The sequence below is a fragment of the Tessaracoccus bendigoensis DSM 12906 genome (assembly GCF_900141915.1).
Taxonomy (GTDB): Bacteria; Actinomycetota; Actinomycetes; order Propionibacteriales; family Propionibacteriaceae; genus Arachnia; species Arachnia bendigoensis.
Map to the genome: position 1 here is coordinate 1 of NZ_FQZG01000049.1, position 22,979 is coordinate 22,979.

The 22,979-nt window shown below is 65.7% G+C and carries 21 protein-coding genes, 2 tRNA genes, 1 rRNA gene and 1 pseudogene; 9 read left to right on the top strand and 16 right to left on the bottom strand.

Annotated features, from left to right (window positions below; translation table 11 throughout):
• Together BUC15_RS12525 and BUC15_RS12530 are read right to left on the bottom strand one after the other, a co-directional pair.
• Positions 1-989, bottom strand: a 16S ribosomal RNA gene (locus BUC15_RS12525); the annotation flags it as partial.
• 738 nt (positions 990-1,727) lie between these two features.
• Positions 1,728-2,927 carry a DUF480 domain-containing protein gene (locus tag BUC15_RS12530; RefSeq protein WP_245787976.1) on the bottom strand — a complete coding sequence of 400 codons (1,200 nt, stop codon included), beginning with the start codon at positions 2,925-2,927 and terminating at the stop codon, positions 1,728-1,730.
• Between the two features lie 96 nt (positions 2,928-3,023).
• Between BUC15_RS12530 and BUC15_RS12535 the strand changes: the two genes are divergently transcribed.
• Together BUC15_RS12535 and ngcE are read left to right on the top strand one after the other, a co-directional pair.
• Positions 3,024-4,298: an aspartate kinase gene (locus tag BUC15_RS12535; protein ID WP_073188806.1), complete on the top strand. Its 1,275-nt coding sequence runs from the start codon at positions 3,024-3,026 to the stop codon at positions 4,296-4,298.
• 17 nt (positions 4,299-4,315) lie between these two features.
• Positions 4,316-5,680: an N-acetylglucosamine/diacetylchitobiose ABC transporter substrate-binding protein gene (gene ngcE / locus BUC15_RS12540; protein WP_175558323.1), complete on the top strand. Its 1,365-nt coding sequence runs from the start codon at positions 4,316-4,318 to the stop codon at positions 5,678-5,680.
• Positions 5,681-5,687: 7 nt separating this feature from the next.
• On the opposite strand, the gene BUC15_RS12545 is transcribed toward ngcE, so the two are convergent.
• Positions 5,688-7,337, bottom strand: a complete 1,650-nt coding sequence (locus tag BUC15_RS12545) for a helicase HerA-like domain-containing protein (protein WP_073188811.1) — start codon at positions 7,335-7,337, stop codon at positions 5,688-5,690.
• 37 nt (positions 7,338-7,374) lie between these two features.
• Between BUC15_RS12545 and BUC15_RS12550 the strand changes: the two genes are divergently transcribed.
• The 3 genes from BUC15_RS12550 (at position 7,375) to BUC15_RS12560 (ending at position 9,656) form a co-directional block, all read left to right on the top strand.
• On the top strand, positions 7,375-7,668 hold the full coding sequence (locus BUC15_RS12550; protein WP_073188813.1) for a type II toxin-antitoxin system VapB family antitoxin: 294 nt from the start codon (positions 7,375-7,377) through the stop codon (positions 7,666-7,668).
• A 54-nt stretch (positions 7,669-7,722) separates the two neighbouring features.
• A complete protein-coding gene (locus tag BUC15_RS12555) occupies positions 7,723-8,262 on the top strand; it encodes a LytR C-terminal domain-containing protein (protein WP_073188815.1) in 540 nt (179 codons plus the stop codon).
• A gap of 68 nt (positions 8,263-8,330) precedes the next feature.
• Positions 8,331-9,656 carry a DUF2786 domain-containing protein gene (locus BUC15_RS12560; RefSeq protein ID WP_073188817.1) on the top strand — a complete coding sequence of 442 codons (1,326 nt, stop codon included), beginning with the start codon at positions 8,331-8,333 and terminating at the stop codon, positions 9,654-9,656.
• 119 nt (positions 9,657-9,775) lie between these two features.
• Here BUC15_RS12560 and BUC15_RS12565 read toward each other — a convergent pair.
• Positions 9,776-9,860 (bottom strand) — tRNA-Ser (locus BUC15_RS12565).
• A gap of 96 nt (positions 9,861-9,956) precedes the next feature.
• On the opposite strand from BUC15_RS12565, the gene BUC15_RS12570 reads away from it, so the two are divergent.
• Positions 9,957-11,132, top strand: a complete 1,176-nt coding sequence (locus BUC15_RS12570; protein ID WP_084189572.1) for an MFS transporter — start codon at positions 9,957-9,959, stop codon at positions 11,130-11,132.
• Positions 11,133-11,134: 2 nt separating this feature from the next.
• Here the strand turns inward: BUC15_RS12570 and tadA are convergent, their stop codons facing one another.
• Together tadA and BUC15_RS12580 are read right to left on the bottom strand one after the other, a co-directional pair.
• On the bottom strand, positions 11,135-11,566 hold the full coding sequence (tadA, locus tag BUC15_RS12575) for a tRNA adenosine(34) deaminase TadA (protein ID WP_073188819.1): 432 nt from the start codon (positions 11,564-11,566) through the stop codon (positions 11,135-11,137).
• 27 nt (positions 11,567-11,593) lie between these two features.
• Positions 11,594-12,172, bottom strand: coding sequence for a tRNA adenosine deaminase-associated protein (locus BUC15_RS12580; protein WP_245787977.1), 579 nt, complete (start codon positions 12,170-12,172; stop codon positions 11,594-11,596).
• A gap of 111 nt (positions 12,173-12,283) precedes the next feature.
• Here BUC15_RS12580 and upp point away from each other — a divergent pair, with 111 nt between their 5' ends.
• Positions 12,284-12,925, top strand: coding sequence for a uracil phosphoribosyltransferase (upp, locus tag BUC15_RS12585; protein ID WP_073188823.1), 642 nt, complete (start codon positions 12,284-12,286; stop codon positions 12,923-12,925).
• 1 nt (position 12,926) lies between these two features.
• Here upp and BUC15_RS12590 read toward each other — a convergent pair whose 3' ends face one another.
• Positions 12,927-13,880, bottom strand: a complete 954-nt coding sequence (locus BUC15_RS12590; RefSeq protein WP_073188825.1) for a squalene cyclase — start codon at positions 13,878-13,880, stop codon at positions 12,927-12,929.
• A gap of 63 nt (positions 13,881-13,943) precedes the next feature.
• On the opposite strand from BUC15_RS12590, the gene BUC15_RS12595 reads away from it, so the two are divergent.
• On the top strand, positions 13,944-14,702 hold the full coding sequence (locus tag BUC15_RS12595; RefSeq protein ID WP_073188827.1) for a YwiC-like family protein: 759 nt from the start codon (positions 13,944-13,946) through the stop codon (positions 14,700-14,702).
• Positions 14,703-14,942: 240 nt separating this feature from the next.
• On the opposite strand, the gene BUC15_RS12600 is transcribed toward BUC15_RS12595, so the two are convergent.
• Entirely contained in the window at positions 14,943-15,842 is a 900-nt protein-coding gene (locus tag BUC15_RS12600; protein WP_073188829.1) for a 1,4-dihydroxy-2-naphthoyl-CoA synthase, read from the bottom strand.
• Between the two features lie 40 nt (positions 15,843-15,882).
• On the bottom strand, positions 15,883-16,614 hold the full coding sequence (locus BUC15_RS12605; protein WP_073188831.1) for a glycerophosphodiester phosphodiesterase: 732 nt from the start codon (positions 16,612-16,614) through the stop codon (positions 15,883-15,885).
• Between the two features lie 111 nt (positions 16,615-16,725).
• Between BUC15_RS12605 and BUC15_RS12610 the strand changes: the two genes are divergently transcribed.
• Positions 16,726-16,798, top strand: a tRNA-Arg gene (locus tag BUC15_RS12610).
• A 293-nt stretch (positions 16,799-17,091) separates the two neighbouring features.
• Here the strand turns inward: BUC15_RS12610 and BUC15_RS12615 are convergent.
• The 7 genes and pseudogenes from BUC15_RS12615 to BUC15_RS19970 form a co-directional block, all read right to left on the bottom strand.
• Positions 17,092-17,484: a hypothetical protein gene (locus BUC15_RS12615; RefSeq protein ID WP_139280251.1), complete on the bottom strand. Its 393-nt coding sequence runs from the start codon at positions 17,482-17,484 to the stop codon at positions 17,092-17,094.
• A gap of 535 nt (positions 17,485-18,019) precedes the next feature.
• Positions 18,020-18,631: a hypothetical protein gene (locus BUC15_RS21005; RefSeq protein WP_073188835.1), complete on the bottom strand. Its 612-nt coding sequence runs from the start codon at positions 18,629-18,631 to the stop codon at positions 18,020-18,022.
• A gap of 255 nt (positions 18,632-18,886) precedes the next feature.
• Positions 18,887-19,693, bottom strand: a complete 807-nt coding sequence (locus tag BUC15_RS19965) for a helical backbone metal receptor (RefSeq protein ID WP_342741733.1) — start codon at positions 19,691-19,693, stop codon at positions 18,887-18,889.
• A pseudogene (locus BUC15_RS20800) lies at positions 19,682-20,512 on the bottom strand (uracil-DNA glycosylase); the annotation flags it as partial. The gene BUC15_RS19965 and the pseudogene BUC15_RS20800, both read right to left, overlap by 12 nt.
• A gap of 56 nt (positions 20,513-20,568) precedes the next feature.
• A complete protein-coding gene (locus BUC15_RS12630) occupies positions 20,569-21,048 on the bottom strand; it encodes a universal stress protein (RefSeq protein WP_073188837.1) in 480 nt (159 codons plus the stop codon).
• Positions 21,045-22,271, bottom strand: coding sequence for an SLC13 family permease (locus BUC15_RS12635; RefSeq protein ID WP_073188865.1), 1,227 nt, complete (start codon positions 22,269-22,271; stop codon positions 21,045-21,047). The genes BUC15_RS12630 and BUC15_RS12635 overlap by 4 nt, the downstream gene beginning before the upstream one ends.
• Before the next feature lie 197 nt (positions 22,272-22,468).
• Positions 22,469-22,609 carry a hypothetical protein gene (locus BUC15_RS19970; RefSeq protein ID WP_175558324.1) on the bottom strand — a complete coding sequence of 47 codons (141 nt, stop codon included), beginning with the start codon at positions 22,607-22,609 and terminating at the stop codon, positions 22,469-22,471.
• Positions 22,610-22,979 lie beyond the last annotated feature (370 nt).

The following is a 22,979-nucleotide window of genomic DNA, read 5'->3' on the forward strand; positions in this document are numbered from 1 at the left end:
CTAGATGTTTCCGGCATATGTCAAACCCAGGTAAGGTTCTTCGCGTTGCATCGAATTAATCCGCATGCTCCGCCGCTTGTGCGGGGCCCCGTCAATTCCTTTGAGTTTTAGCCTTGCGGCCGTACTCCCCAGGCGGGGTACTTAATGCGTTAGCTGCGGCACGGAGAACGTGGAATGTCCCCCACACCTAGTACCCACCGTTTACGGCGTGGACTACCAGGGTATCTAAGCCTGTTTGCTCCCCACGCTTTCGCTTCTCAGCGTCAGGAAAGGTCCAGAGATCCGCCTTCGCCACTGGTGTTCCTCCTGATATCTACGCATTCCACCGCTTCACCAGGAATTCCAATCTCCCCTACCTTCCTCAAGTCTGCCCGTATCGGAAGCAGGCTCAGGGTTAAGCCCTGAGTTTTCACTCCCGACGCAACAAACCGCCTACAAGCTCTTTACGCCCAATAAATCCGGACAACGCTCGCACCCTACGTATCACCGCGGCTGCTGGCACGTAGTTAGCCGGTGCTTCTTCTTCCACTACCGTCACAAAAGCTTCGTCATGGATGAAAGCGGTTTACAACCCGAAGGCCGTCATCCCGCACGCGGCGTTGCTGCATCAGGCTTCCGCCCATTGTGCAATATTCCCCACTGCTGCCTCCCGTAGGAGTTTGGGCCGTATCTCAGTCCCAATGTGGCCGGTCGCCCTCTCAGGCCGGCTACCCGTCGAAGCCTTGGTGAGCCACTACCTCACCAACAAGCTGATAGGCCGCGAGTCCATCCTTGACCGAAAAACTTTCCAACCACCCCGATGCCAGGGCAGCTCATATCCAGTATTAGCAACTGTTTCCAGATGTTATCCCAGAGTCAAGGGCAGGTTACTCACGTGTTACTCACCCGTTCGCCACTCGTGTACCCCCGAAAGGGCCTTACCGTTCGACTTGCATGTGTTAAGCACGCCGCCAGCGTTCGTCCTGAGCCAGGATCAAACTCTCCATTGAAAATTATCAGAACAACCAGCAAAAAACCGGCCGATAACTGTCAATCAGTTCGACACTGACCAAGCCCAAAACTGGACTCATCAATAATCTCAAAGAAATCCGCAACACAACCAAAACAGTTGCGCTGACGGGAACACATCACAACCAGACCAAAAAAGGCCCAACCACAATGTGCACAAAAAATTGGCATTGACTATAAAGCACGCTGTTGAGTTCTCAAGTTTCGGGTGCAACCCACACATCAACCGAACCAACCGGCACGACATCAGCTTGGGGCAACTCGACCAACCTTACCAGCAGGAATCCAGCTCGTCAAACTCGCTCGATTTCAGACCGTCAGATTGAATTATGCTCTTTTGATTGCCGAAGCAATCCATGCCTTGGAGGGAATCCCGTACTCAACCAGGTTTTCCGCTTGTCGGCACTCGTTCAACCTTAGGGTTTCGATTTCAGCTTGTCAATCTCGCTGATCTCGACCTTATGAAGAACTATTCGACCATTCAAAATGGTCTATTGCGCATCGCTTCCCACGGATTCATAATCCTAGGGCTGCTTTGCGGCAGCTCGATCAACTCTACTCAGTCCAGTCAAGCGACGCAAATCGCGCCGGTTTCAGGCCTGCATTGAGTTGTACTGCCCACGGCCCGGTCATGCCCCTATCGACGCTTTTCGCATTCTCATCAGGGCGCTTCCGTTTTGCGGCAACCTGAGCAAGCTTAGGGGCAGGTTCGACGCAGGTCAAGTCGAGGGGTTTGACGCTGGCCGCTGTCCCAGCACGAAGAGGTGGTCGACGTCATCTCCGTGCTCGATGTAGGTCTCGATCTCCACGAGGCCGGCCGCCACGATGGCGTCCCTCACCTGGCGCGGATCGTGCCTCACCCAGGGTGTGTCGACCTCCCGCCCCAACCACGTCGAACTCGTCGACACAGCGGCACCAGCGTTCAGCGCCAGGGCAAGCACCCCTTCCTCGTCGATGAGGTTGGCCAGATAGGCGACTTGTGACGCAACCTCGCTGGGCGTGTAGTGCACGAGGCTGTACCAGGCGGTGACCGCCCCCCAACCGGAGGCTGCCGGGGGACGGAGCAACCGGCGCAGGTCGGCCGCTTCGAACGCGAGGCCCGGGTGCATTCGGCGCGCCGTCTCCAGCATTGCCGGGGAGAAGTCGTACCCGATGACGTCAGCTCCTGCCCGCGCAAGGTAGGCGGTTGCAACACCGGTGCCACACCCCACATCGGCTATCGGGCGTCCCCCCGCCAAGTCCACCACGCGGTCAAGCAGCCATCGTTCAATGGGTCGTTCATCCAACCGGTCCTGATACTCCTCGCCGTAGACCTCCGCCACCGCGGCATATGTCGCCAGGATCTGCTCGTCGCGCTCGCTCGCACCATGCGCGAGGATGACCTCCCTGTCGACCTCCGGTTCCGGCCCGCCAGGACGGACGGCGTCCCCGAGCAGGTGGACCCAGCGGCCATCCTGTTGGCCCGCCCGCTTCGGCAGCAGTTCCACCAGCGGGACCTCAAGCTGGGCCATAGCCTCCAGCCTCGCTTCCACCTCCTGACGGTCCGCGAAGTGGAAGATCCGCTCGCTACGCGTCTTCAACTCACCAGCCGCCTGTGGCCCGCGCAGCAGGAGGACGGTCAACAGGGCCCGCTCGTCGTCACCCAGCCCGAGACCCTCCGACGCAATCTGTGCGTATTTGAGGGTACGTTTCCCGTAATCCATCCAGGTCACCCGGGCCAGGTCCTTCTCCTTCAACGAGCGGACGGCATCCAGCACCGTCCGCTCGTCATAGTCGACGACCGGTTCGCGACTGCTCGACTGGTTGCAGGCGGTGCGCAGCGCGTTGAGCGTCATTGGATAGCTGGCTGGGACCGTCACCTCCTTCTCCAGGAGGCATCCGAGCACCCGTTGTTCTTCTGCGGACAGTTTCGGCAGCACAACCTGACGCTACACCGAGAGCTTGGGGAGCGCGGACGCTCTCGCCCAACCGATGGGAGACGAACTAGACTCATCGAGGTTCCCGGGAGGATATACATGGGTCGCATCGTTCAGAAGTTCGGCGGATCGTCAGTTGCCGATTCGGAGTCCATCAAGCGCGTCGCGCGCAGAATCGCGCGCACCAGGGGTGAAGGACACGACGTCATCATCGTCATCTCGGCGATGGGAGACACCACAGATGAGTTGATGGACCTGGCCCTTCAGGTATCCCCCAGCCCGAAGTCGCGAGAGCTCGACATGCTGATCACGACCGGGGAGCGCCAGTCGGCCGCCCTTCTCGCGATGGCGCTGTCCGACCTCGGTGTAGAGGCGGTCTCCTACACCGGATCCCAGGCAGGCGTCATCACGACCCCGACGCACGGCAATGCGCGAATCATCGACATCACCCCAGGCAGGGTCGAGCGGGCCCTCGACGAGGGCAGTGTGGCGATCGTCGCCGGTTTCCAAGGCGTCGCCCAGACCACCAAAGACGTCACGACGTTGGGCCGTGGGGCATCGGACACCACCGCCGTCGCACTGGCCGCAGCGCTCGGCGCCGACTACTGCGAAATCTACTCCGACGTGGACGGCATCTACACCGCCGATCCCCGGATCGTGAAGTCGGCCCGTCACATCCGTGAGATCGGCTACGAGGACATGATGGAGTTGGCCGCCTCGGGCGCGAAGATTCTCCACCTGCGGTGCGTCGAATACGCGCGCCGGGAAGGGGTGCCCGTTCATGTGCGCTCCTCATTCACCGACAAGCCAGGCACCTGGGTCAAAGACCAGGCCGAGATCACCAAGGACGAGACCATGGAAGAAGCCATCATCACCGGTGTCGCGCACGACCGCGGCGAGGCCAAGATCACCGTCGCAGGGGTGCCGGACCGCCCGGGCGAGGCGGCGCAGATCTTCACCGCGATCGCCAACGAGCAGCTCAACATCGACATGATCGTGCAGAACATTTCGCGGCTGAGCGACATCAAGACCGACATCTCATTCACCCTCCCGATGGACGACGGCGCTCGCGCGATCGCCGCTTTGGAGGCCATCAAGGATCGGGTCGGTTTCGACGAATTGCTCTATGACGACCAGATCGGCAAGGTGTCCGTCGTCGGGGTCGGGATGCGTTCACACCCAGGCGTTTCCGCCCGGTTCTTCGATGCCCTGGCCAAGGTCGATGTGAACCTCCAGATGATCTCGACCTCGGAGATCAGGATCTCCGTCATCGTGGGTGCAGACGACGTCGACCGCGCGGTGCGCGCCGCCCACACCGCCTTCGGCCTGGACGCAGACTCCGAGGCGACCGTCTACGCGGGCACCGGTCGCTGACCTCATTCATGAGGCCCGTGAAGCGGCGCAGTCTGCTGTCTGTGATTGCGGTGGCGCCGCTCGCAGCGTGCGTCCGGGAACCAGAACCGTCCCCGCCGCCGTCCCCGTTCCAGCCGACCCCGACTCCCAGCCTCTGGCCCGACCGCCCAGGCGATCTCACCAGCGTCGAGGCTGTCATCTTCGACGGCGCCTTCGGGCGGGGATATGTGGACCTCGCCGCAAACGCACTGACTTCTGAGTTCCCGTCGGTGAAGGTCACCGTCTCGGCGGTGACGAATATCACGGCGGAGTTGGCCGCGCGGTTCGAGGACGGCGCGACCCCACCCGACCTGATCGACAACTCCGGCGCGGACCAGTTGGCGGTCGCACAGATGGTCGACGACTTCCTGCCCCTTGACGACGTGATCGCCTGCGAGAACTCACAAGGTGAGTTGATCTCAGACACGCTCTACGCGAACGCCCTCGACCCGGGAATCGTCAACGACAAGCTGATCAGCATCCCTTACGCGCTCTCCGTCTACGGCCTCTGGTACTCAGGCGCCACCTTCGCAGAACAGGGTTGGGCGGTCCCCACGGCGTGGGACGAGATGCTCGCCCTCGGCGCGGAGGCGAAGGCCATCGACACGTTCCTGTTCGCCTGGGGCGACGGCGCCGCCCACTACTACCAGGAGTTGGCGATCAGCTCCGCCATCAAGGAAGGCGGCGACGAGGTCCGCGTCGCGCTCGACAACCTTGAGCCCGACGGCTGGTCTCATCCCGCGGTGAGCGGCGTCCTCGAACAGCTCGAAGCCTGCGTGGCGGCGGGTCTGGTGCTGTACGGCGGGGCCTTCCAGGCCGCACAGGCCGAGTGGTCAGAGAATCGTCGGGCGTTGTTCTACCCGTCCGGCGCGTGGATCGTCCACGAGGTGGCCGACCACACCGCGGACGGGTTCGAGATGATGGCTTCACCGGTGCCGACGTTGACGAGTTCACCGACCCTGCCGATCGCGGCGGTCCACTCAACCGCGACTGAGGCGTTCCTGGTACCGGCCAGGGCGGCCAACCCGGAGGGCGGCAAGGCGTTGCTGCGCTCAATCCTCAATCCCGAGGTCGCGCAGGAGTTCACCCGAACGAACCTGATGCCGACGGTAGTGCGCAACTCGGTGCCGACCGACCTGGAGTCCAGCGCGCTCGATTCCCAGACCAGGCTGCTCGCAGACGCCGGCGACAACGTGTTCTCCTGGCGGTTCGCCGACTACTACGGGCTCGCGCCCGAGCAGGATCTGCTGTGGGCACAGTTCCTGTCGGGTCAACTCACGGCCCTGTCGCTGGCCAACCAATTGCAGGCGCTAAGCGACCGGGTGCGAAACGACCCGACCGTCGAGCGCTACACCGTCTCCTGAGCGGGATTCATCGCCGACGACCGGTGCCGAAGATGCCCCGGATGATCTCGCGGCCGGCCGTGCGCATCAGGTCCTTGAACACGGGCGAGCCCGTGACCTGCTCGACCAGCGTCGGATTCTCCTTCTCCCACTTGCGCTGGGCGGCTTCGTCGGCGCGTTGCTGTTTCTCAATGCGGGCGCGCTCCTGTTCCAGTTCCCGCTGACGGCGCCGGAACTCCTTCTCCTGCCTGGCGGCGGCCTCAGCCGCCTCCTTGGTCCGCTCGTCGTCGGCCTTCTGCGCGCTCTCCGCCTCCGCCTTCCTCGCGCCTTCAGCCAGGCGCTCCGTCAGCAACTCATAGGCCGACTCACGGTCGATCGGTGTGCCGTAGCGGGCCTTCAGCGGCGACGCGGCCACGATCGCCTGCAACTGCGGCTCGGGGGTGGGGCCCATCTGCGAGGTCGGCGCCCAGATCCTGGTCCATGCCACCGGGGTCGGCGCTCCCCTCTCGCTCATCACCGTCACCACGGCCTCGCCGATGCCGAGTTGCTGCAGCAGGGCTCCGAGATCGTAAGAGGAGGTGGGGTACGTCGCGACGGTGGCTTTGAGGGCTTTGACGTCGTTCGGGGTGTGGGCGCGCATCTGGTGCTGCACCCGTGATCCGAGTTGGGCGAGGATGTCGTCGGGCACGTCCTTCGGGGTCTGCGTCACGAAAAAGATGCCCACCCCCTTCGAGCGGATCAACCGCACGGTCTGGGTGACGGAATCGACAAACGCCTTCGACGCGCCGTCGAACAGCAGGTGCGCCTCGTCGAAGAAGAACACCAGCTTCGGCAGATCCTGGTCGCCGACCTCTGGAAGGGATGAATACAGGTCGGCCAGCAGCCACATCAGGAAGGTGGAGAACAGCGCGGGGCGCGACATCAGCGTCGGCAGTTCGAGCAGTGACACGACGCCGCGGCCGTCTGGTGCGACGCGGAGCAGTTCGGACGGCTCGAACTCCGGCTCGCCGAAGAACACGTCGGCCCCCTGATCGGAGAGGGTCACCAGCGACCGGAGGATGACCCCCGCTGTGGCGGTGCTGACGCCTCCGATGCCCTTCAACTCCGCCCGACCGTCGTCGGAAGTGAGGTATCTGAGCAGTTCGACGAGGTCCTTGAGGTCCAGCAGCGCCAGCCCTGCCCTGTCCGCGTAGTGGAACACGAGGCCGAGCGACGACTCCTGAACCTGGTTCAGGCCAAGGACCTTGGCCAGCAGGATCGGGCCGAACGCGCTGACGGTGGCCCGGATGGGGGTCCCGACCCCCTCGCCTCCCAGGGCGAAGAACTCGGTCGGAAACGACTCCGCCGCCCACGGCTGCCCCTGTGCCTGTGTCCTCGCGAGCAGCTTCTCCCCAGGCTGAGGAGCGGTCGCAATGCCGCTGAGGTCGCCCTTGATGTCTGCGGCGAACACCGGCACCCCTGCTCTGCTCAGCGCTTCGGCGAGCACTTGGAGCGTGACGGTCTTCCCGGTCCCGGTCGCGCCTGCCACCAGCCCGTGGCGGTTGAACATGCCGAGGGGGATCCGGATCGGCGCATCTGATACCGGCTCACCGCCGTCGATCAGGACACCGAGGGTCGCCGACGGAGACTCGAAGGCGTATCCGGTTCGAATCTGCTCAATCTGGGTCGAATCGTTCACCGGCCCACCTTCGCACACGGGCGGGTAATGTGGAGCCGTGATCTTCAAGCGCGTCGGCGATACCCGCCCATACCCGGACCACGGCTACACCCAGAAGCAATGGGTCGCCATCGCACCCAACCAGGTGCGCCTTGACGAGTTGACGACCACCAAGCGCACGCTCGATCTCGAGGCGCTGCTTGAGGAGGACTCGACCTTCTACGGCGACCTGTTCGCCCACGTCGTCGCCTACCGAGGTGAGCTCTACCTGGAGGATGGCCTGCACCGGGCTCTGCGAGCGGCGCTCCAACAACGCCAGACAATGCACGCCCGGGTGCTGGAGTTGAACTAGAGTCTGCATGTCAAGGGGAGATTCCCCCGATCCGAAGAAGGAGAATCAGGCAGCGTGCGCATCTTCAGGCTCATCGCAACCCCGGTTATCCTGCTCGGATTGCTCGGCCTATTGGCCTGGGGCGCCTTCTGGGGCTGGAACTCGTTGACGGCGCCGTTGCCGTCCCCCTCGCCGACCCCCTGCGTGACAAGGTCGTCGGAGACCATCAACGTGACGCAGGTCAGCGTCAGGATATTCAACGGCGGCTACACCACCGGCCAGGCCAGCAGGGCCAGGACCAGGCTTGAGGCATTCGGATTCCAGGGGATCCGCATCTACAACACCGAAGACGACGGTATGGTCAAGGAGGTCACGATCCGGGCCAACAAGACCCAGGTCGCCCAGATCCGGCTCGTCGCGTCCCAGTTCGTCGACCCGGTGATCGAGCACGACGACCGCGTCGACGGCACCGTAGACATCATCCTGCCCACCGACCCTCCGGTCTACAACGAGAAGCCGTTCTTCCAGGTGAGTTCCCCGGACGGCACGATCTGCGTCGTTCCCTCACCCACGCCGTCTCCCTCTCCTTCGCCGTCACCTAGCCGCGAGCCCTGACGGCCGGGCGCGGTCCTGACCACCGGTCGCCGAATGAGACTGTCCGAGGGCTCGGATAGGTTCTAGGCATGAGTCGACGAAGCCAGGTCAAGCGTGCCGCCCGTGCCAAGACGAGGGCCAGGGAGCGGTCAAGGAACGACCACCGGGACGGTGGCCACGACGGTTCGGCCGAGTGGCCCGGTTTCCGGTACGGGTACGGCCCCACCGCTCCACCGCCTCCCCCGCCTGGCACCTGGGAACTGCTGGAAGAGGCGCGTGCCGGACTGCCCTGGGGTCTCTGGGCTGAACGCACCCGTCCGATCCCACAGGAGACCTTCCACACCGAGGCTGAGCCGGTCTTGGTCTCCTGGGTGCTGACGGCCTATGAGATCGGCTGGCAGCCCACCGAACTCATCCGCTTCGCCCACATGAGAGGAAAATCCGAGGCCGCGGATCTGGTCCGTCTCGCCGTCGCGGCCGAACGCAGGGTGCGCTCCGGGCCGACCGCCCAAGATGCCGGCTGGCTTCAACAGTGGAGTGCGGCCGGGCTGCCCGAATCGTCGCCCGGGTGGGTTGCCCGGTGGGCCGCGACGCGAGAGAGCTGGCTCAAGGCGCTGTACAGGACGGCGATGGTGTTCGGGCAGTTGACCGTCCTCGACGTCCTTCTGCCCCCACCCCCGGGTGTCAGGGTTTCCCAGCCGACAGTGGGTCGAACTATGGGCGAGCAGACCAACCCCGTACTCACCCGTGTTCGGGCGCTGCTGGCGAAGGCGGAGTCGTCCGAGTTTGAATCGGAAGCGTTGGCCTTCACTGCCAAGGCGCAGGAACTGATCACCAAGCATGCGCTCGACCAGGCACTGCTCGCGGCCAAGGCCGACGTTGGAGCGTCGCCGAGCATCATCCGGGTTCCCCTTGATGCGCCGTATCTGGACGCGAAGGCACTGTTGCTGCAGACCATCGCCGCGGAGTCACGCTGCCGCTCCATGTTCCATCTGAGCCTGGCCATGTCGAGTGTCATCGGGTTTCCGGCGGAGTTGGAGGCGGTGGAACTGCTGTTCACCTCGCTGCTGGTCCAGGCGCAACGGGCACTCGCGGAGGCGGGTGCTGCCGCCCCTCCCGGCAGCCGGGTGCGCTCCCAGTCATTCCGGGCGGCGTTCCTGATGGGCTTCACTGCCCGCATCCAAGAGCGGCTAGCGGCAGCGAACAAGGCAGCCTTCGACGGCGCCAAGGCGGATTCTGCGGCCTACCTTCCCGTCCTCCGTGCGCAGGACAAGCGCATCGACGAGTTCGTGGAGGAACGTTTCACATCGCAGACCTCCTCGCCTGTGCGCGGCGGGTTCGACCCCCAGGGTTACCACCACGGGGTGCAGGCCGGCGACGCGGCGGCGCTCGTTGCCGGCGCCGTCGACGGCTGAACCACAGCTGGTTAAGTCAGGCATTGGGTTCGAGAAGGCCCGTGGCAAGAAACCGGCCCAACCATGAGCAAACGTGAACGGGCCCCCGGCGCTTCCACCGGGGACCCATTCATACTCGGCGGTGATGGAGGGATTTGAACCCCCGGTAGGTTTCCCTACTCTCGCTTTCGAGGCGAGCACTTTCGGCCGCTCAGTCACATCACCGTGGGAGATTTTACCCAGTCGTCCTCGAATTGACCAATCGAGGCATTGCGAACGCGGAGTTGGTCCCTGACCACGCCCAGCGCGTAGGGTGTGCCGGTGCGTGACTTTGTGGCCCTGATGCGAATCCCCGGCCTTGCCCTCGTGATCGCAACGCAACTCGCGGCCCGGTTCCCCGCAGGCATGTACTCGCTCGGCCTGCTGATGCATGTCGAGCGGACGCACGGCTCCTACACCGCGGCGGGACTCGTTCTGGCGGCGTTCTCGATCGGGATGGCGGTCGCCGCCCCAGTGGTGACTCGCCAGTTGAGCCGGGTCGGCACCACCAGACTGCTACTGGCCACACTTCTGATCTCGACCCTCTCATTCGGGCTGCTGGCCGCGGTGCCGCTGCCGCTTCCGGGGGTGATGGCGCTGGCCGCGCTCGGCGGCGCGGCCATGCCACCGGTCATCCCCACCGTCCGCACCCTGTATCCCCTGCTCGCACCCCAAAACACCCTGACAGCACTGTTCGCCCTGGACGCCTCGCTGCAGGAACTGATCTGGGTGTTCGGCCCGGTGCTGATCACCCTGCTGGTCGCGGGCTTCGGGACATCGACTGCGCTTCTGGTGGTCGTCGGCATCCAGATCGCGGGAGGGCTGCTGTTCGCGTTGGCGCGACGGGTGCGGTCCTTGCGGATTCCGACCGCTACCAGGAAGATCGGGCGCGTCCTGCAGAACCAGTCTGTGGTGCTGATGATGGTCACCTCGATGCTCATGATCGGTTCGTTCGCCGCGATCGAGGCCGCGATGGTCGCGACGTTCGGGGAAGGCTCGGTCGACGCAGGGCTGGTGCTGGCCATCTCATCGATCGGATCGCTGCTCGGCGGTCTGCTCGCCGGAAACCGGCAACTGACCAGGTGGTCGTTGACGTTGCGCATCCTGATCGTCGCCGCGGGGTTCGCCATAGCCACCACCACATCCGGCTTCGTCGGGCTCGCCGTCGCCCTGTTCGTCGCCGGGCTGGGCATCGCCCCCGCGCTGGCCGCGGTCTCGTCGGTCATCTCAAGGGCGGTGGCATTCTCAGACACGGCGGAGGCCTTCAGCTGGATCGGCACCGGTCAGTTGATCGGGACATCTCTGGGATCAGCATTGGCGGGGATCGCGATCGACGCGGCCGGCGGGCACGGCGGGGTCCTGGTCGCGGTGGCAATCTGCGCGTTGGCGGCGCTGGTGGCCGCCGTTTTCCGAAAGGCCCAGCCGGACATGCGGCTGGTCATCGGCGACGACGACTGACGTCACCTTCTCGCGCGGAAGAACCCGTCAAGCAGCGCCCCGCACTCCTCGGCCAACACGCCTGAGGTCACGGCCGGGCGGTGGTTGAGCCGCGGGTCGCGGACCACATCGAACAGCGAGGCCACCGCGCCCGCCTTCTCATCGAACGCGCCGAAGACCAGGTGCCCGATCCGGGCGGCGACGATCGCGCCTGCACACATCGTGCAGGGTTCGAGAGTCACGACGAGCGTGCACCCGCTCAGCCGCCACTCCCCGAGCCCCTCCGCGGCGCGCCGGATCGCGACCACCTCCGCGTGCGCCGTCGGATCACCGTGAAGCTCGCGTTCGTTGCCTGCCCTGCCGATCACGGCCCCGGAAGGGTCGAGCACGACCGCACCGATGGGGACGTCGTCATGGGCTGCGGCCGCCTCGGCTTCGTCGAGGGCCAGCCGCATCGCGTCGTGCCAGCGGGTAGCCAACTCTCAGTCGTCGAAGGATTCCACCGCGCGGTCGAACTCGTCGGCGACCTTGAGCCGCTCGGCGACCCGGCGCAGCAGTTCGTCGGAGTCCTCGTCGTAGTCGGTGGCGATGGCTTCCATCTCGAACGCCCGCAGCCCGCTGGCGGCGTACATCTCCAGGTCGCCCAGAGGTGTCTGTTCGTCGTCTTCGTCGGGCAGTTCGGCGCCGAGGAAGTCGACGACGTCGCGCGCGATGGGCCAGTCGTTGGCGGCCGTGATGTCCGACAGGAGCACCTCGACGGTGCGCCCACGGGCACGGCAGATCACGAAGAACTCGCCGTTGATCGACACCCAGCCGTCGGCACCGGAATCGCCTGGCAGGCGGGTGAGTTGGCGGATCAGTTCTTCGAGGTCGTTTGCGAGGTCGAAGTCCAGGGGCACCGCGGTCGGTTTGCCGTCCTCACGGTACAGCGCGATGACCAGGTCGATGTCGTCTTCCGACGCATCCTCAAGATCGTCGTCCTCATCATCGTCGTCGAAGTCGTCGGCATCGTCGTCGTCCTTCAGATCGAACGGCTCCGCGTCGTCATCGAACACGTCCACGACTGATTCCTTCCACGCGACTTCGTGAGTTCCCATCTTTGCACGACCGGCGCCGGGGCACACCTCGCCCCAGAGCATTCGCGCCGGGCCACTTTGTGGGAAGGTTGGTGCGTGGAAGTACGCGTAGTTCAACACCCCCTAGTCGATCACAAGCTGACGCTGCTGCGGAACAAGCTGACCCCGCAGCCGGTGTTCCGCCAACTCGTCGACGAACTGGTCACGCTCCTGGCCTACGAGGCCACTTTCGGGGTCCGCGTCACTGAGGTCACCATCGACACCCCCGTCAGCCGGACGCTCGGCACACGGCTCGCCGACCCGGCCCCGCTCGTCGTCCCGATCCTGCGGGCCGGCCTCGGGATGCTCGACGGCATGCTGCGGCTGGTCCCGACGGCGGAGGTCGGTTTCCTCGGCATGATCCGGGATGAAGAGACGCTGGAACCGATGACCTACGCCGAGCGGCTACCTCAGGACCTGTCTGGTCGGCAGTGCTACGTGCTCGACCCGATGCTGGCGACCGGGGGCTCGCTGGGCGGCGCCGTCCAGTTCCTGGTCGACCGGGGCGCCGACGACATCACCTGCGTCTGCCTGCTGGCTGCGCCAGAGGGCATCGAGCGGCTGCAGAACCTGCTGGCCGACCTCAAGGTGCCGTGTCGGCTGGTCGTCTCGGCGGTCGATGAGCAGCTCAACGAGCAGGGCTACATCGTGCCGGGGCTCGGCGATGCTGGCGATCGGCTCTACGGTTTGGCGCAATAGTTCAGCGCCGCCCGTCCCACCAGTCGAGGACCCGGGCGGCGTGGAACGTGACCCATTTCGACGGTTCGCCACCGTCGACGTCGACCTCGAACCACACGTCGCCGGGGTGTCTGCGGGCCTGGACCCAGCGCCCATCGGCTCCGCATTGCGCCCGTAGCATCAGGACGGCGTCGGCGAGGCGGGGGTCTGGGGGAACCCCGTCGTGCAGCGACGCCGTCCGGAAGTGGTCGAGCGCGGTGAGCGCGTTGTAGAAGCTGCGGAACGGGTAGGCGAACTTGTCGACCCACGGGGCGATCAGCTCTCCGTCGGAGAGGCGCCAGAGGAGTCGCCGTTCGAGCAGATACTCCTGGCCGCGGAGCCTTGACTGCGTCAGGGTGGTGTCACCGGTGCGGGTCTCGAAGTCGAGGATCCCCCGGAGGGCGTTGAGGGTGGACTGGACCGACGACACCGTCGCCCCTTCGACCCATTCACAGTTCCAGCCGCCGTCGGCGAGTTGGTGGGCGGGGAACCAGTCGCGCAGGGCTGTGACGTCGGCGCCGAGCCAGGCCCCGTTGGCGAGCGTGGCCGCGTTGATGCACACGTCGACCTCGCCGCCCCAGTACGGCAGGTCGCCGTATTCCCAGCGGGAGTTGGCGGCTATGCGGGTGGCGGTGTCGCCGAGGACGCCGCCGGGGACGCCCCACTCGCGGAGGCTGCTCAGCGACCAGTTGGTCGCCTTCCACGGCTGTCCCTCCCCCGGGTGCTCGAAATCGAATCCGGCGGGGAAGAACGCCCCACCGGCCCACTGACCGTCCTCGTCCTGCAGCGCGAGGAGCCTGGCCCCGAACCCTTCGCTCGGGACGCGGGCTCGGGTCGCCTGCCATCGCTCGGCGGGTGCGGCGAGAAGGTCGCGCTCGACCTGCCAGCGTAGGGAGGGGTCGGAGTCGAGCAGCCACCCGAGGAGGTCGTCGGTCATCCTCAGAGGCTATCTGGTGACCTCGGTGGTTCGGACTTTGGATGATCCGATAGTTTGAGGATCATGGCCAAGTCGACCGGGTGGATTCCGCAACAGCACGGCGCCTGGGCGATGATCGCCGTCCCCTACCTCACGGGTCTGGCACTCACGGCCCGCGTGCGACCCCTCGGCCTCGGCGACCTCTTCCTCGGCCTGACCTGGCTGGTCGGCTACTTCGCGTTCAACGCCGCGACGCTGACGCTGAAGGCCCCGGCGAAACGGCGCAGCCGCTACTACGTCCCACTCGCCACCTATCTCGGAGGTGCTGGCGCTTTCGGCATCATCACCCTCGTGTTCAAGGGCTGGCCGTTGCTGTGCTGGGTGCCCGCGTACGCCGTCGTGCTGGGCCTGTCACTATGGCTGGCGGGCAGCAAGCGGGAACGCGGGCTGCTGTCCGGGGTGCTCACGATCGTCGCTTCCTGCGGGCTGATGGGTGTACTTCGGGTGTCGCCGGGTGCAGCGCCTCTGACGGCGGCGGAGGCCACGACGATGGCCGCGGTGACACTGTACTTCGTCGGCACCGTCCTGCATGTGAAGGCCCTTATCCGGGAGCGAAACGACCCGGGGTCGGCGAGGCGCTCACTGACGTACCACGCGGGGTTCATGGCGCTGATCGTCGTGGCGGTGTCGCTCGGCTGGCTCGCGTGGCCGTGGGTCGTGTGGGCGGCGCTGCTGGTCGCCCGGGCCTGGTGGATGCCGAGGTCGAAGCGGACACCGATGCAGATCGGGCTGCTGGAGATCGCCATGTCGGCGGCGCTGCTAGCTCTGGTGTTTCTCGGCTGAGGCAGTTGTGATCGCTGCCAGGACCTCTCGCCCTGCCAGCGCCACGGCCCCTGCGTCCCGTGCACAGATCTCTCTATGTTTCGAGACCCCTCCCTTATAGCGCCGCCTCGACGTATGCAGAGATCTATGCACGCCCGTCGCCCGGTTTCGGGCACAGGGGGCCTGCCAGATGGCTGCATCGTCGGCCTCTGCAGGCTGTCCGCGGACTGAGGCCTTGAAACACCCGCCGAAGGGGGGTTTTCAGTAGTAGTAGGGGAACTTCGACCAGTCCGGTTTCCGCTTCTCCAGGAATGAGTCGCGACCCTCGACGGCCTCGTCGGTCATGTATGCCAGCCGGGTCGTCTCCCCCGCAAAGATCTGCTGGCCGACCAACCCGTCGTCGATCGCATTGAACGCGTACTTGAGCATCCGCTGCGCGGTTGGTGACTTGCCGCAGATCTTGGCCGCCCACTCCAGGCCGATGTCTTCGAGGTGTTCGTGGTCGATCACCCGGTTGACCATGCCCATGCGGTGCGCATCCTCGGCGTCGTGTACATCGCCCAGGAAGAAGATCTCACGGGCGAACTTCTGGCCAACCTGTCTTGCCAGGTACGCCGATCCGTAGCCGGCGTCGAACGAGCCGACGTCGGCGTCGGTCTGCTTGAACTTCGCGTGCTCCCGCGACGCGAGCGTCAAGTCGGAGACGACGTGCAGCGAGTGGCCCCCGCCCGCGGCCCAGCCGTTGACCAGGGCGATGACCACCTTCGGCATGAACCGGATGAGCCGCTGCACCTCAAGGATGTGGAGGCGACCCAGCTTCGCCGGGTCGACGCTCTCGACCGTCTCCCCCTCGGCGTACTGGTATCCGGCACGGCCGCGGATGCGCTGGTCGCCACCGGAGCAGAATGCCCAGCCGCCGTCCTTCTCGGAGGGCCCGTTGCCGGTGAGTAGGACGCAGCCGATGTCCGACGACGTCCGCGCGTGCTCGAGCGCGGTGTAGAGCTCGTCGACGGTGTGTGGGCGGAACGCGTTGCGCACCTCTGGTCGGTCGAATGCGATCCGCACGGCTGGGACATCTTTGGCGCGGTGGTAGGTGATGTCGGTGAAGTCGAATCCCTCGACGACTTCCCAGAGCTCTGGCCGGAACGGGTTGGTGGTCATGGGGCGAGCCTATCGCCGTCGGCCTCCCAGGTGCCTGCGGTCAGAAGCCGGGGCGTCGGACGGCGTCGCCGACACGGTCGGGGAAGTTGGTGATGATCGCGTCGACCCCGGATTCCGCCAGGCGTTGCGCATCTTCATCCTTGTTGACGATCCAGGTGTTGACCTTGATGCCCGCCTCGTGTGCCAGCCAGACGAAGCCCGGCTGCTGCAGCGTTCGATAGTCGGGGTTGATGGCACCTGCCCCGAACCAGTTGGCGTAGGACCAAGGGTCCAACAGTCCGTCGGTGAGCAACAGCGCCAGGTTCTCGGGTGCGACGAGGCCACGCAACTCCGCCAGGGAAAAGTGGTTGAAGGATGAGTAGAGAACCTGGTCGTCCATGCCCATCGCGCTGACGGCCTTCACCACCTCGAGCTCCATGCCTGGGTAGAGCTCGACGCTGTTCTTCAGCTCGATGTTGACGGTCAGGTTGGTCGGCCGGAACAGCTCAAGCGCCTCATTGAGCGTGGGGATCTTGAGGTTACGCCTGCCGACGAAACCGTTGGTGAAATCGCAGCGGCGGAGCTCCTCGAGTGTGAGGTCGACGACCTTGCCGACCCCGTTCGAGGTGCGGTTGATCGTTTCGTCATGGATTATGACGAGATGTCCGTCGGCCGTGCGCTGCACGTCGAGTTCGACGCCGTCCGCCGCCATGTCGATGGCGAGCTGGAAGGCGGGGATCGTGTTCTCAGGTGCGTAGGCGCACGCGCCACGGTGGGCCCAGATTGCTGTCACGCCCCCATCTTCCCACGCTTGACGGGGCGCCGCATCGCGGCTTGTTGGCGGCGGGTGGCAGGCCCGTTTTGGCGATCTGGGCTGTCATGCGTATAGTTTGTGACTGCCCAAGCGCTCGTGGCTCAACGGATAGAGCATCTGACTACGGATCAGAAGGTTGGGGGTTCGAGTCCCTCCGAGCGCGCAAACCAGGCCCCGGCTGATCAGCCGGGGCCTTGCCTGTCTCCAGCCACTCCAGCGACACCTCGGTCAACAACGCCCACAGCATCAACGTCTGCCGTGACGGCTCGACCCGCCCGTCCAGGGAGCTGTGCGTGCACAAATCTCTGTGTACGTCGAGGCAGCCGCTATCTGGGCATGCCTCCACGCATAGAGAGATCTGTGCACGGGCCAACGCCGACGAGGGTCAGTTCGCACGCCAATACCGACGCGGAGCAGCGGGATCTTCAAGGCAGGCGGTTCACCCCTGACGACGCTTCAGGGGTTGACGTTGACCGACTGCAACTCGCCGACGATGACCTCGACCTCCCGGGACAGGCTGAGCGGCAGCGTGCCTGACCATCCCCCACCAGACCAGTCCACCTCCCACTCGGACGTCCCAGAAACCGTGTAGATGCCGTCCTCCTCATAGACATACCCACACGTCGGCGACGCCACATTGTGACCACCTCGGCTCCGCACGGAACTCCATGGGGTGCCGGCACCACACACGACGTCGTCGCCGTTGCCCATCTCCCAGCGCATCCGAACCACGTTCGCCGTCAACGTCACCGTGACATCGCCTTCCGAAATCGAATCGGTGACCGGCCCCCACTGCAACTGCGACGACGGCGCCGCCCACAACCACACATTCCACCCGACAAGACCCATGGTGCGCATTGTGTCGCCGGGGGAAAGATCCCCAGCTCCGGCGCCTGAAACTCGATGCTCGCCAACAGACGCCGAGCCAGATCTTCTGGATCTGGCGCCTCCGGGGGTGTCGGCAACCACCGCAGGGCCAGCAGATTCGGATCGGGAATCCCATCGAACCCTGGACGGGCGCACTCGTAGACCTGTCCCTCGGCGCGTCCATTCCAGATCGGATCGCTCAACTCCGGCTGCACCGGGGCCAGTCGGCACCACGCTGACGCATAGGAACTCCACGATCCTATGGCCGACTCACAGGAAATTGATCGCCCCTCGAACGAACACGATCGGGGCGCCCCCGCCTGCGCCGCCCCGGGCGAAGATCCGGCTGAGTATGATCCCGATTCCGTCGACCCACTCGAATCCCACAGGTCGCAGGACCGTGTTGCCATGTCGTAACGTCTGCAGCCTGGCCCATTTGACTCACCGGGCGCTGCAAGCGCCGCCGACAACGGCAGACAGAGCAGCGCGACGAATGCGCACAACGCCGCCCTGCCTCCTAGCATTGCGCTTCCACGTTTTCGAGCAGTTCAACGCGCCAAAGACCATCAGGCCCCTCCTCCATTATGGCCGTCTCGCGATAAGTTCCGCTGCGGGGAAGGAGCGTATTGGTGTCAATATCGAAGACACGGAGTTGAGCCCCGTCCGCACAATACGTGATGGTTGCCTGTCTGGCGCTTCCCACTTTCGTGATATTGCCCACTACCACGTCGCGGAAGACACGTCCACCGTCACCCCGCAGGCGTTTCTCACGGTAGGACACGATCGAAGTGTGCACGATTGACGCCTGTCGACCCGTGGTCACGTACTGGGTCTCGGTAAGATCAGTGAGCGTCAACGGATCAGCCGCAAACTTCTCATAAACGCGCCAATACTCCTGCCAACCAGCGATGATCGCGGCGGTTTCCGGGTCCTGGGTCGGCAGATCGGCCGGGTAAGACGGAAACGACGTCGGCGAAGGAGTAGGCGTCGGCGTCGGCGTCGGCGTCGGCGAATGCACCGGCGTCGGCGTGGCGCTCGCCACAGGCGTCAGACTCGGAGGGCGATCGGGCTCAGCGCCACACCCAGCCAGCAACATCACGCAGCCGAGCGAAACAACAACCATGCGCATCCGAGCCTCCGTTGGTCAGGGTGCACCCATTGAAGCAACCCAATGGTCCAAACTGAACCCCCCTATCCGGATCTGTGGACAACCCGCCGTCGGAATCCCAGCGATCTCCACAGCCCGGCGCTGTGCGTGCACAAATCTCTGTGTACGTCGAGGCAGCCGCCATACGAGCACGCCTCCACGCATAGAGAGATCTGTGCACGAGAACCCTCGGATCGCGACGCCGACGCAACAGCACAGCGCCCCGGCACGCCTCCGTCAGCGTGCCTCGCGGCCAAGGCCTTCCAGCACCCCGCGGGCCTCCACCATCGCCGGTCCGTACCACGACAGGGAGCGCCCCGGGAACGGGAGGCAGCGCAGCGGCGCCAGGGCCTCGGGACCGTCGGACGCGCTGAACGGGTACGGTTCATCGGGCAGGAGGACGACGTCGGGCTCCAAAGCGAGGATCTCCTCGGCCGTCGTCCGGGGGTACCGTCGCCCGACCAGCCCACCGAGGTTGACCCACCCGAGCCGCTCGATGAGATCGTGACCGTAGGTGTCGGAGCCGACGATCAGCCACGGGTCGCGCCACACGGGCACGACGACCCTCAGAGACGGTCCTCGCGGCGCCGACGCCCACACCTCCTTGGCACGACTCAGCCACGCCGGGGTCGGCACGCCGAACGCCTCGCCGAACAACCGCTCCATACTGATCAGCGCCTCATCGATGCCGTCGATCCGCGTCACCCACACCGGCACCCCTGCGGCCCTCAGACGTTCGACGTCGAGCTTCCGGTTCTCCTCCTGGTTCGCCACGACGAGATCCGGTTCCAAGACGCAGATCCTGGCCAGGTCGGGGTTCTTGGTGCCCCGGATGCGGACGGCCTGCAGATCGGGCGGGTGCGTGCACCAGTCGGTGACCCCCACCAGCGCGCCTGGGACCGTCGCGGCGATCGCCTCACTCAGCGATGGCACGAGGCTGATCACCCGATGCGGCCTCCCCGCCAGGGGAACCGGGTGGCCGAGGTCGTCGACCGACTGGCCCGTCTCGGCGCCGTCCGAGTCACCGTCGCCGAGTTGCCTCACGCGAGACAGGACGGCGTCGAGCATCTGCTCGGTGAGGCGCCCGGTGAAGGTGTTGTGCTGGCTGACGTGGAAACTGCCGACCAGGGTGACGGTGCCGCCGTCGGGCAGCTCGAGCGTCACCTCCGCGGCATGCCCGAACCGGGGTTTGGGGCGCGGCACCGTCCAGCCGAGGCGTCTGGCGGCGCGCAGCACCGAATCCCAACCGAAGGCACCAAGGGCAAGGATCACCTTCAGGGTCGGTGCGAGCAGCGAAAGTTCCCGGTCGAGCCAAGGGGCGCAGGTGTCGCGTTCGGCCACCGTCGGCTTGTTCTCGGGTGGAGCGCAGCGCACCCCGGCCAGGATGCGCAGCCCGCTCAGCTCCAGCCCGTCGCCTGAGTGGGTGGCGGTCGGCTGGCTCGCGTAGCCGACCCGGTGGAGGGCGGCAAACAGCCAGTCGCCCGACTTGTCGCCGGTGAAGACCCGGCCGGTGCGGTTGCCCCCGTTTGCCGCCGGCGCTAAGCCAACCACAACGGCATTCGCGTTCTCATCACCGAACGACGGCACGGGGCGACCCCAGTAGGGCTGGTCCGCAAACGAGGCCCGACGACCCGTCACGGCCACCGACTCACGCCATTCGACCAGCCGCGGGCACGCCCGGCACACCGACACCCGGGCGTCCAACTCGGCCAGCGTCGGGGCCGTCGCCGCGAGGCCGACGACGTCACCAGGCGACGCGGCCACCGGCGTGGTGGCTGTGGCAGGGTCGCCCGGCCATCCGGTGCCCGGCGGGACCGGCGAGGTGAAGGCCGCACCGGTGATCGGATGCGGGTCGCTGGTCATGCGTCGATCATACGGAGGCCGACCCATCTGGAGGTCGTCCTCTCGGCCGCTGAGGCTCAGCGGATCGGTGGAGGCGGCGGGATCGTTCCAAGGTCAGGTGCCAGCTCAGGCCAGACAAGCAGGACGCGGCATGGCGCATGGTCAATCACGAAACGGGTGTGGCGCCCCAGACTCTGCGGCCCCAACCTGCTCCGGTCACCGTCGCGCCCGACGACCAGATAATCGGCATCGGCTGCCGCAGCGGTCACTATCCGCTCGGGCGCCCCGTCCTGCAGCCTGAGTTGAGCCGGTCGTCCTAGCCTGGCCTCGGCTCGGACGAGCATCCGCTCCGCCGCCTCCCGGGTGAGTTGGCGGTTCTCGCGCTCCGCGCGCGTCACTCGGGCGGCTCCGAGCAGCGACGGACGGCCGGGCGGCGGCGGGGAGTCGTCGCGCACGTGGATGAGAACGATTTGCGCGTCACTGACTCCGGCCAACTCTGCCGCTGCGTCGATGCAGGCCGGCCAGGTGCCTTCGCATACCCATACGACGATCCTCATCCGACACCTCCGGCAACCAGCAGTGAGAACCACAATGCCACCACGGCGGCCACGATCGCGGCTGGAGTAGCCAGTAGACCGAGCATGGTGAACTCGCGCAGCGGTGCCCGCTGATCGTGAGCGTGAAGGATCCGGCGCCAGAGAAGTGTCGCCAACGACCCGACGTAGGTCAGGTTGGGACCGACGTTGACTCCGATCAGTACTGCCAGCACCGGCCCCGCACCGGTGCTGGCTGCGAACGGCAGCAGCACCAGGACGGCCGGGAGATTGTTTACCAGGTTCGCCAGCAGCGCCGCGAGGAAGGCCCACAGAAGTAGCGTCACCAGGTCTGAGCCCTGCGGGACGATCATCGCGATGGCCGTCCCCAGGCCCCCGTCGACCACCGCCGCCACCACGACACCGAGGCACAGCACAAACACCAGGAACCCGACGTTGACGAACCCGGTAACTTCGCGAAGTGCCACCTGCCTGAGCCGCAGCGCCCGCACGAGCAGCACCGCCGCTCCAGCCAGCGCCACCCAGGCGTCCGCCACCTCGAACAACGGAGCAACCACGAAACCGGCGAGCGTGAGCGCAAGCACCGCGACCGAGAACCGCGGCACGGGCGGCGGTTCCGGTCGGCTGGAGTTGGTAGCAGGCAGGGACAGGTCAGCGGCAAAGAAGAGACGAAACGCCACATACTCGATGGCGATCGCGGCCAGCCAGGGAAGCGTCATGAGGCCGGCAAAGCCGACGAAACTTAACCCGGCCGCGGACATCGCCAGCAGATTTGTCAGGTTCGAGACGGGCAGCAGGAGCGAACCGGCGTTGGCCAGGTGCGCACACGCATACGCGTGAGGCCTGGACCGAAGCCCCAGCCCGGAGGCGGTGGCCAAAACGACGGGCGTCAGCAGCACCACTGTGGCGTCGAGCGACAAGACGGCGGTAACCGCGGCCGCCAGGACGAACACGTAGCCAAGCAGTCGGCGCCCGCTCCCCCGGCTCCGCGCCGCCATCAACGCGCCCGCGTAGCGGAACAGGCCATCCGCGTCGCACAGTTCGCTGATCACCAGAACCGCGGCCAGAAAGGCCACGACCGGGAACAGTCGCAAGACCTCGTTCCAGGCGTCCGCGAGTGGCAGCAGCCCGCCCACGACGACCACGATCGCGGCGGGTAGCGCGAAGGCGACCTCTGGGAGGCCGCGCGGGCGAACCACCGCGCCCACGAGCACGAGCGCCAGCATCGCGACCGCAACGAACTCGCCCACTTCAGCACTCTAGCTGAGGCACACCCGCTCGCTTATGTCATGCCGTGATGCGATGCCTCGTCCGGGACCGCCTCGCGTGATCAGCGAACTCGATCTCGATTCTTACCCCGTTGCCACGACGGCGCTCGACGATCAGTTCCACCGTTCGCCTCCTGGGAGGGAAGATGACTGATTCACCCGCCGATGCGCGCCATTTCCTCTTCCCGCGAGATGCAGAACCGGTCCGGGCCCGGGACTTTCGTGATGAATCCGGCGACGAGGTGCTGCCTGCGGCCGATGCGGTCCATGATGCGCGCGCCGATCGGGCCGCGCATGAACTCGAGCGTTCCCTGGTTTCGCGCCTCGACCTTCTCGTCGCGGGTCTGAGCCGCGAAGAGCCTCAGGCGCGCATCAGCGAACGCGAGCCTCTCTGCGACCTCCAGCGCCGCGATGATGCGAACGCGCTCGGCGACCTCCTCTGGGTCGTCGGCGAGCCTGGTGGCTTGCAGGTCGATGCCTTTGGTCGGGCGGCGCGGCGAATGCGGCCAGCAGGACGCCGCCCTTCAGCACGAAGTCACCGCGGCAATTCGAGAGTGCGATGCGTGCCAGCAACCCTTCGACGGCGTACAAGGAGCCTTTGGCTTTGGGTTGCCGCGAGCGCGACCGCGCTCTATTGCCGCACCCGTGCTGTTCGCCAGCCAGGTC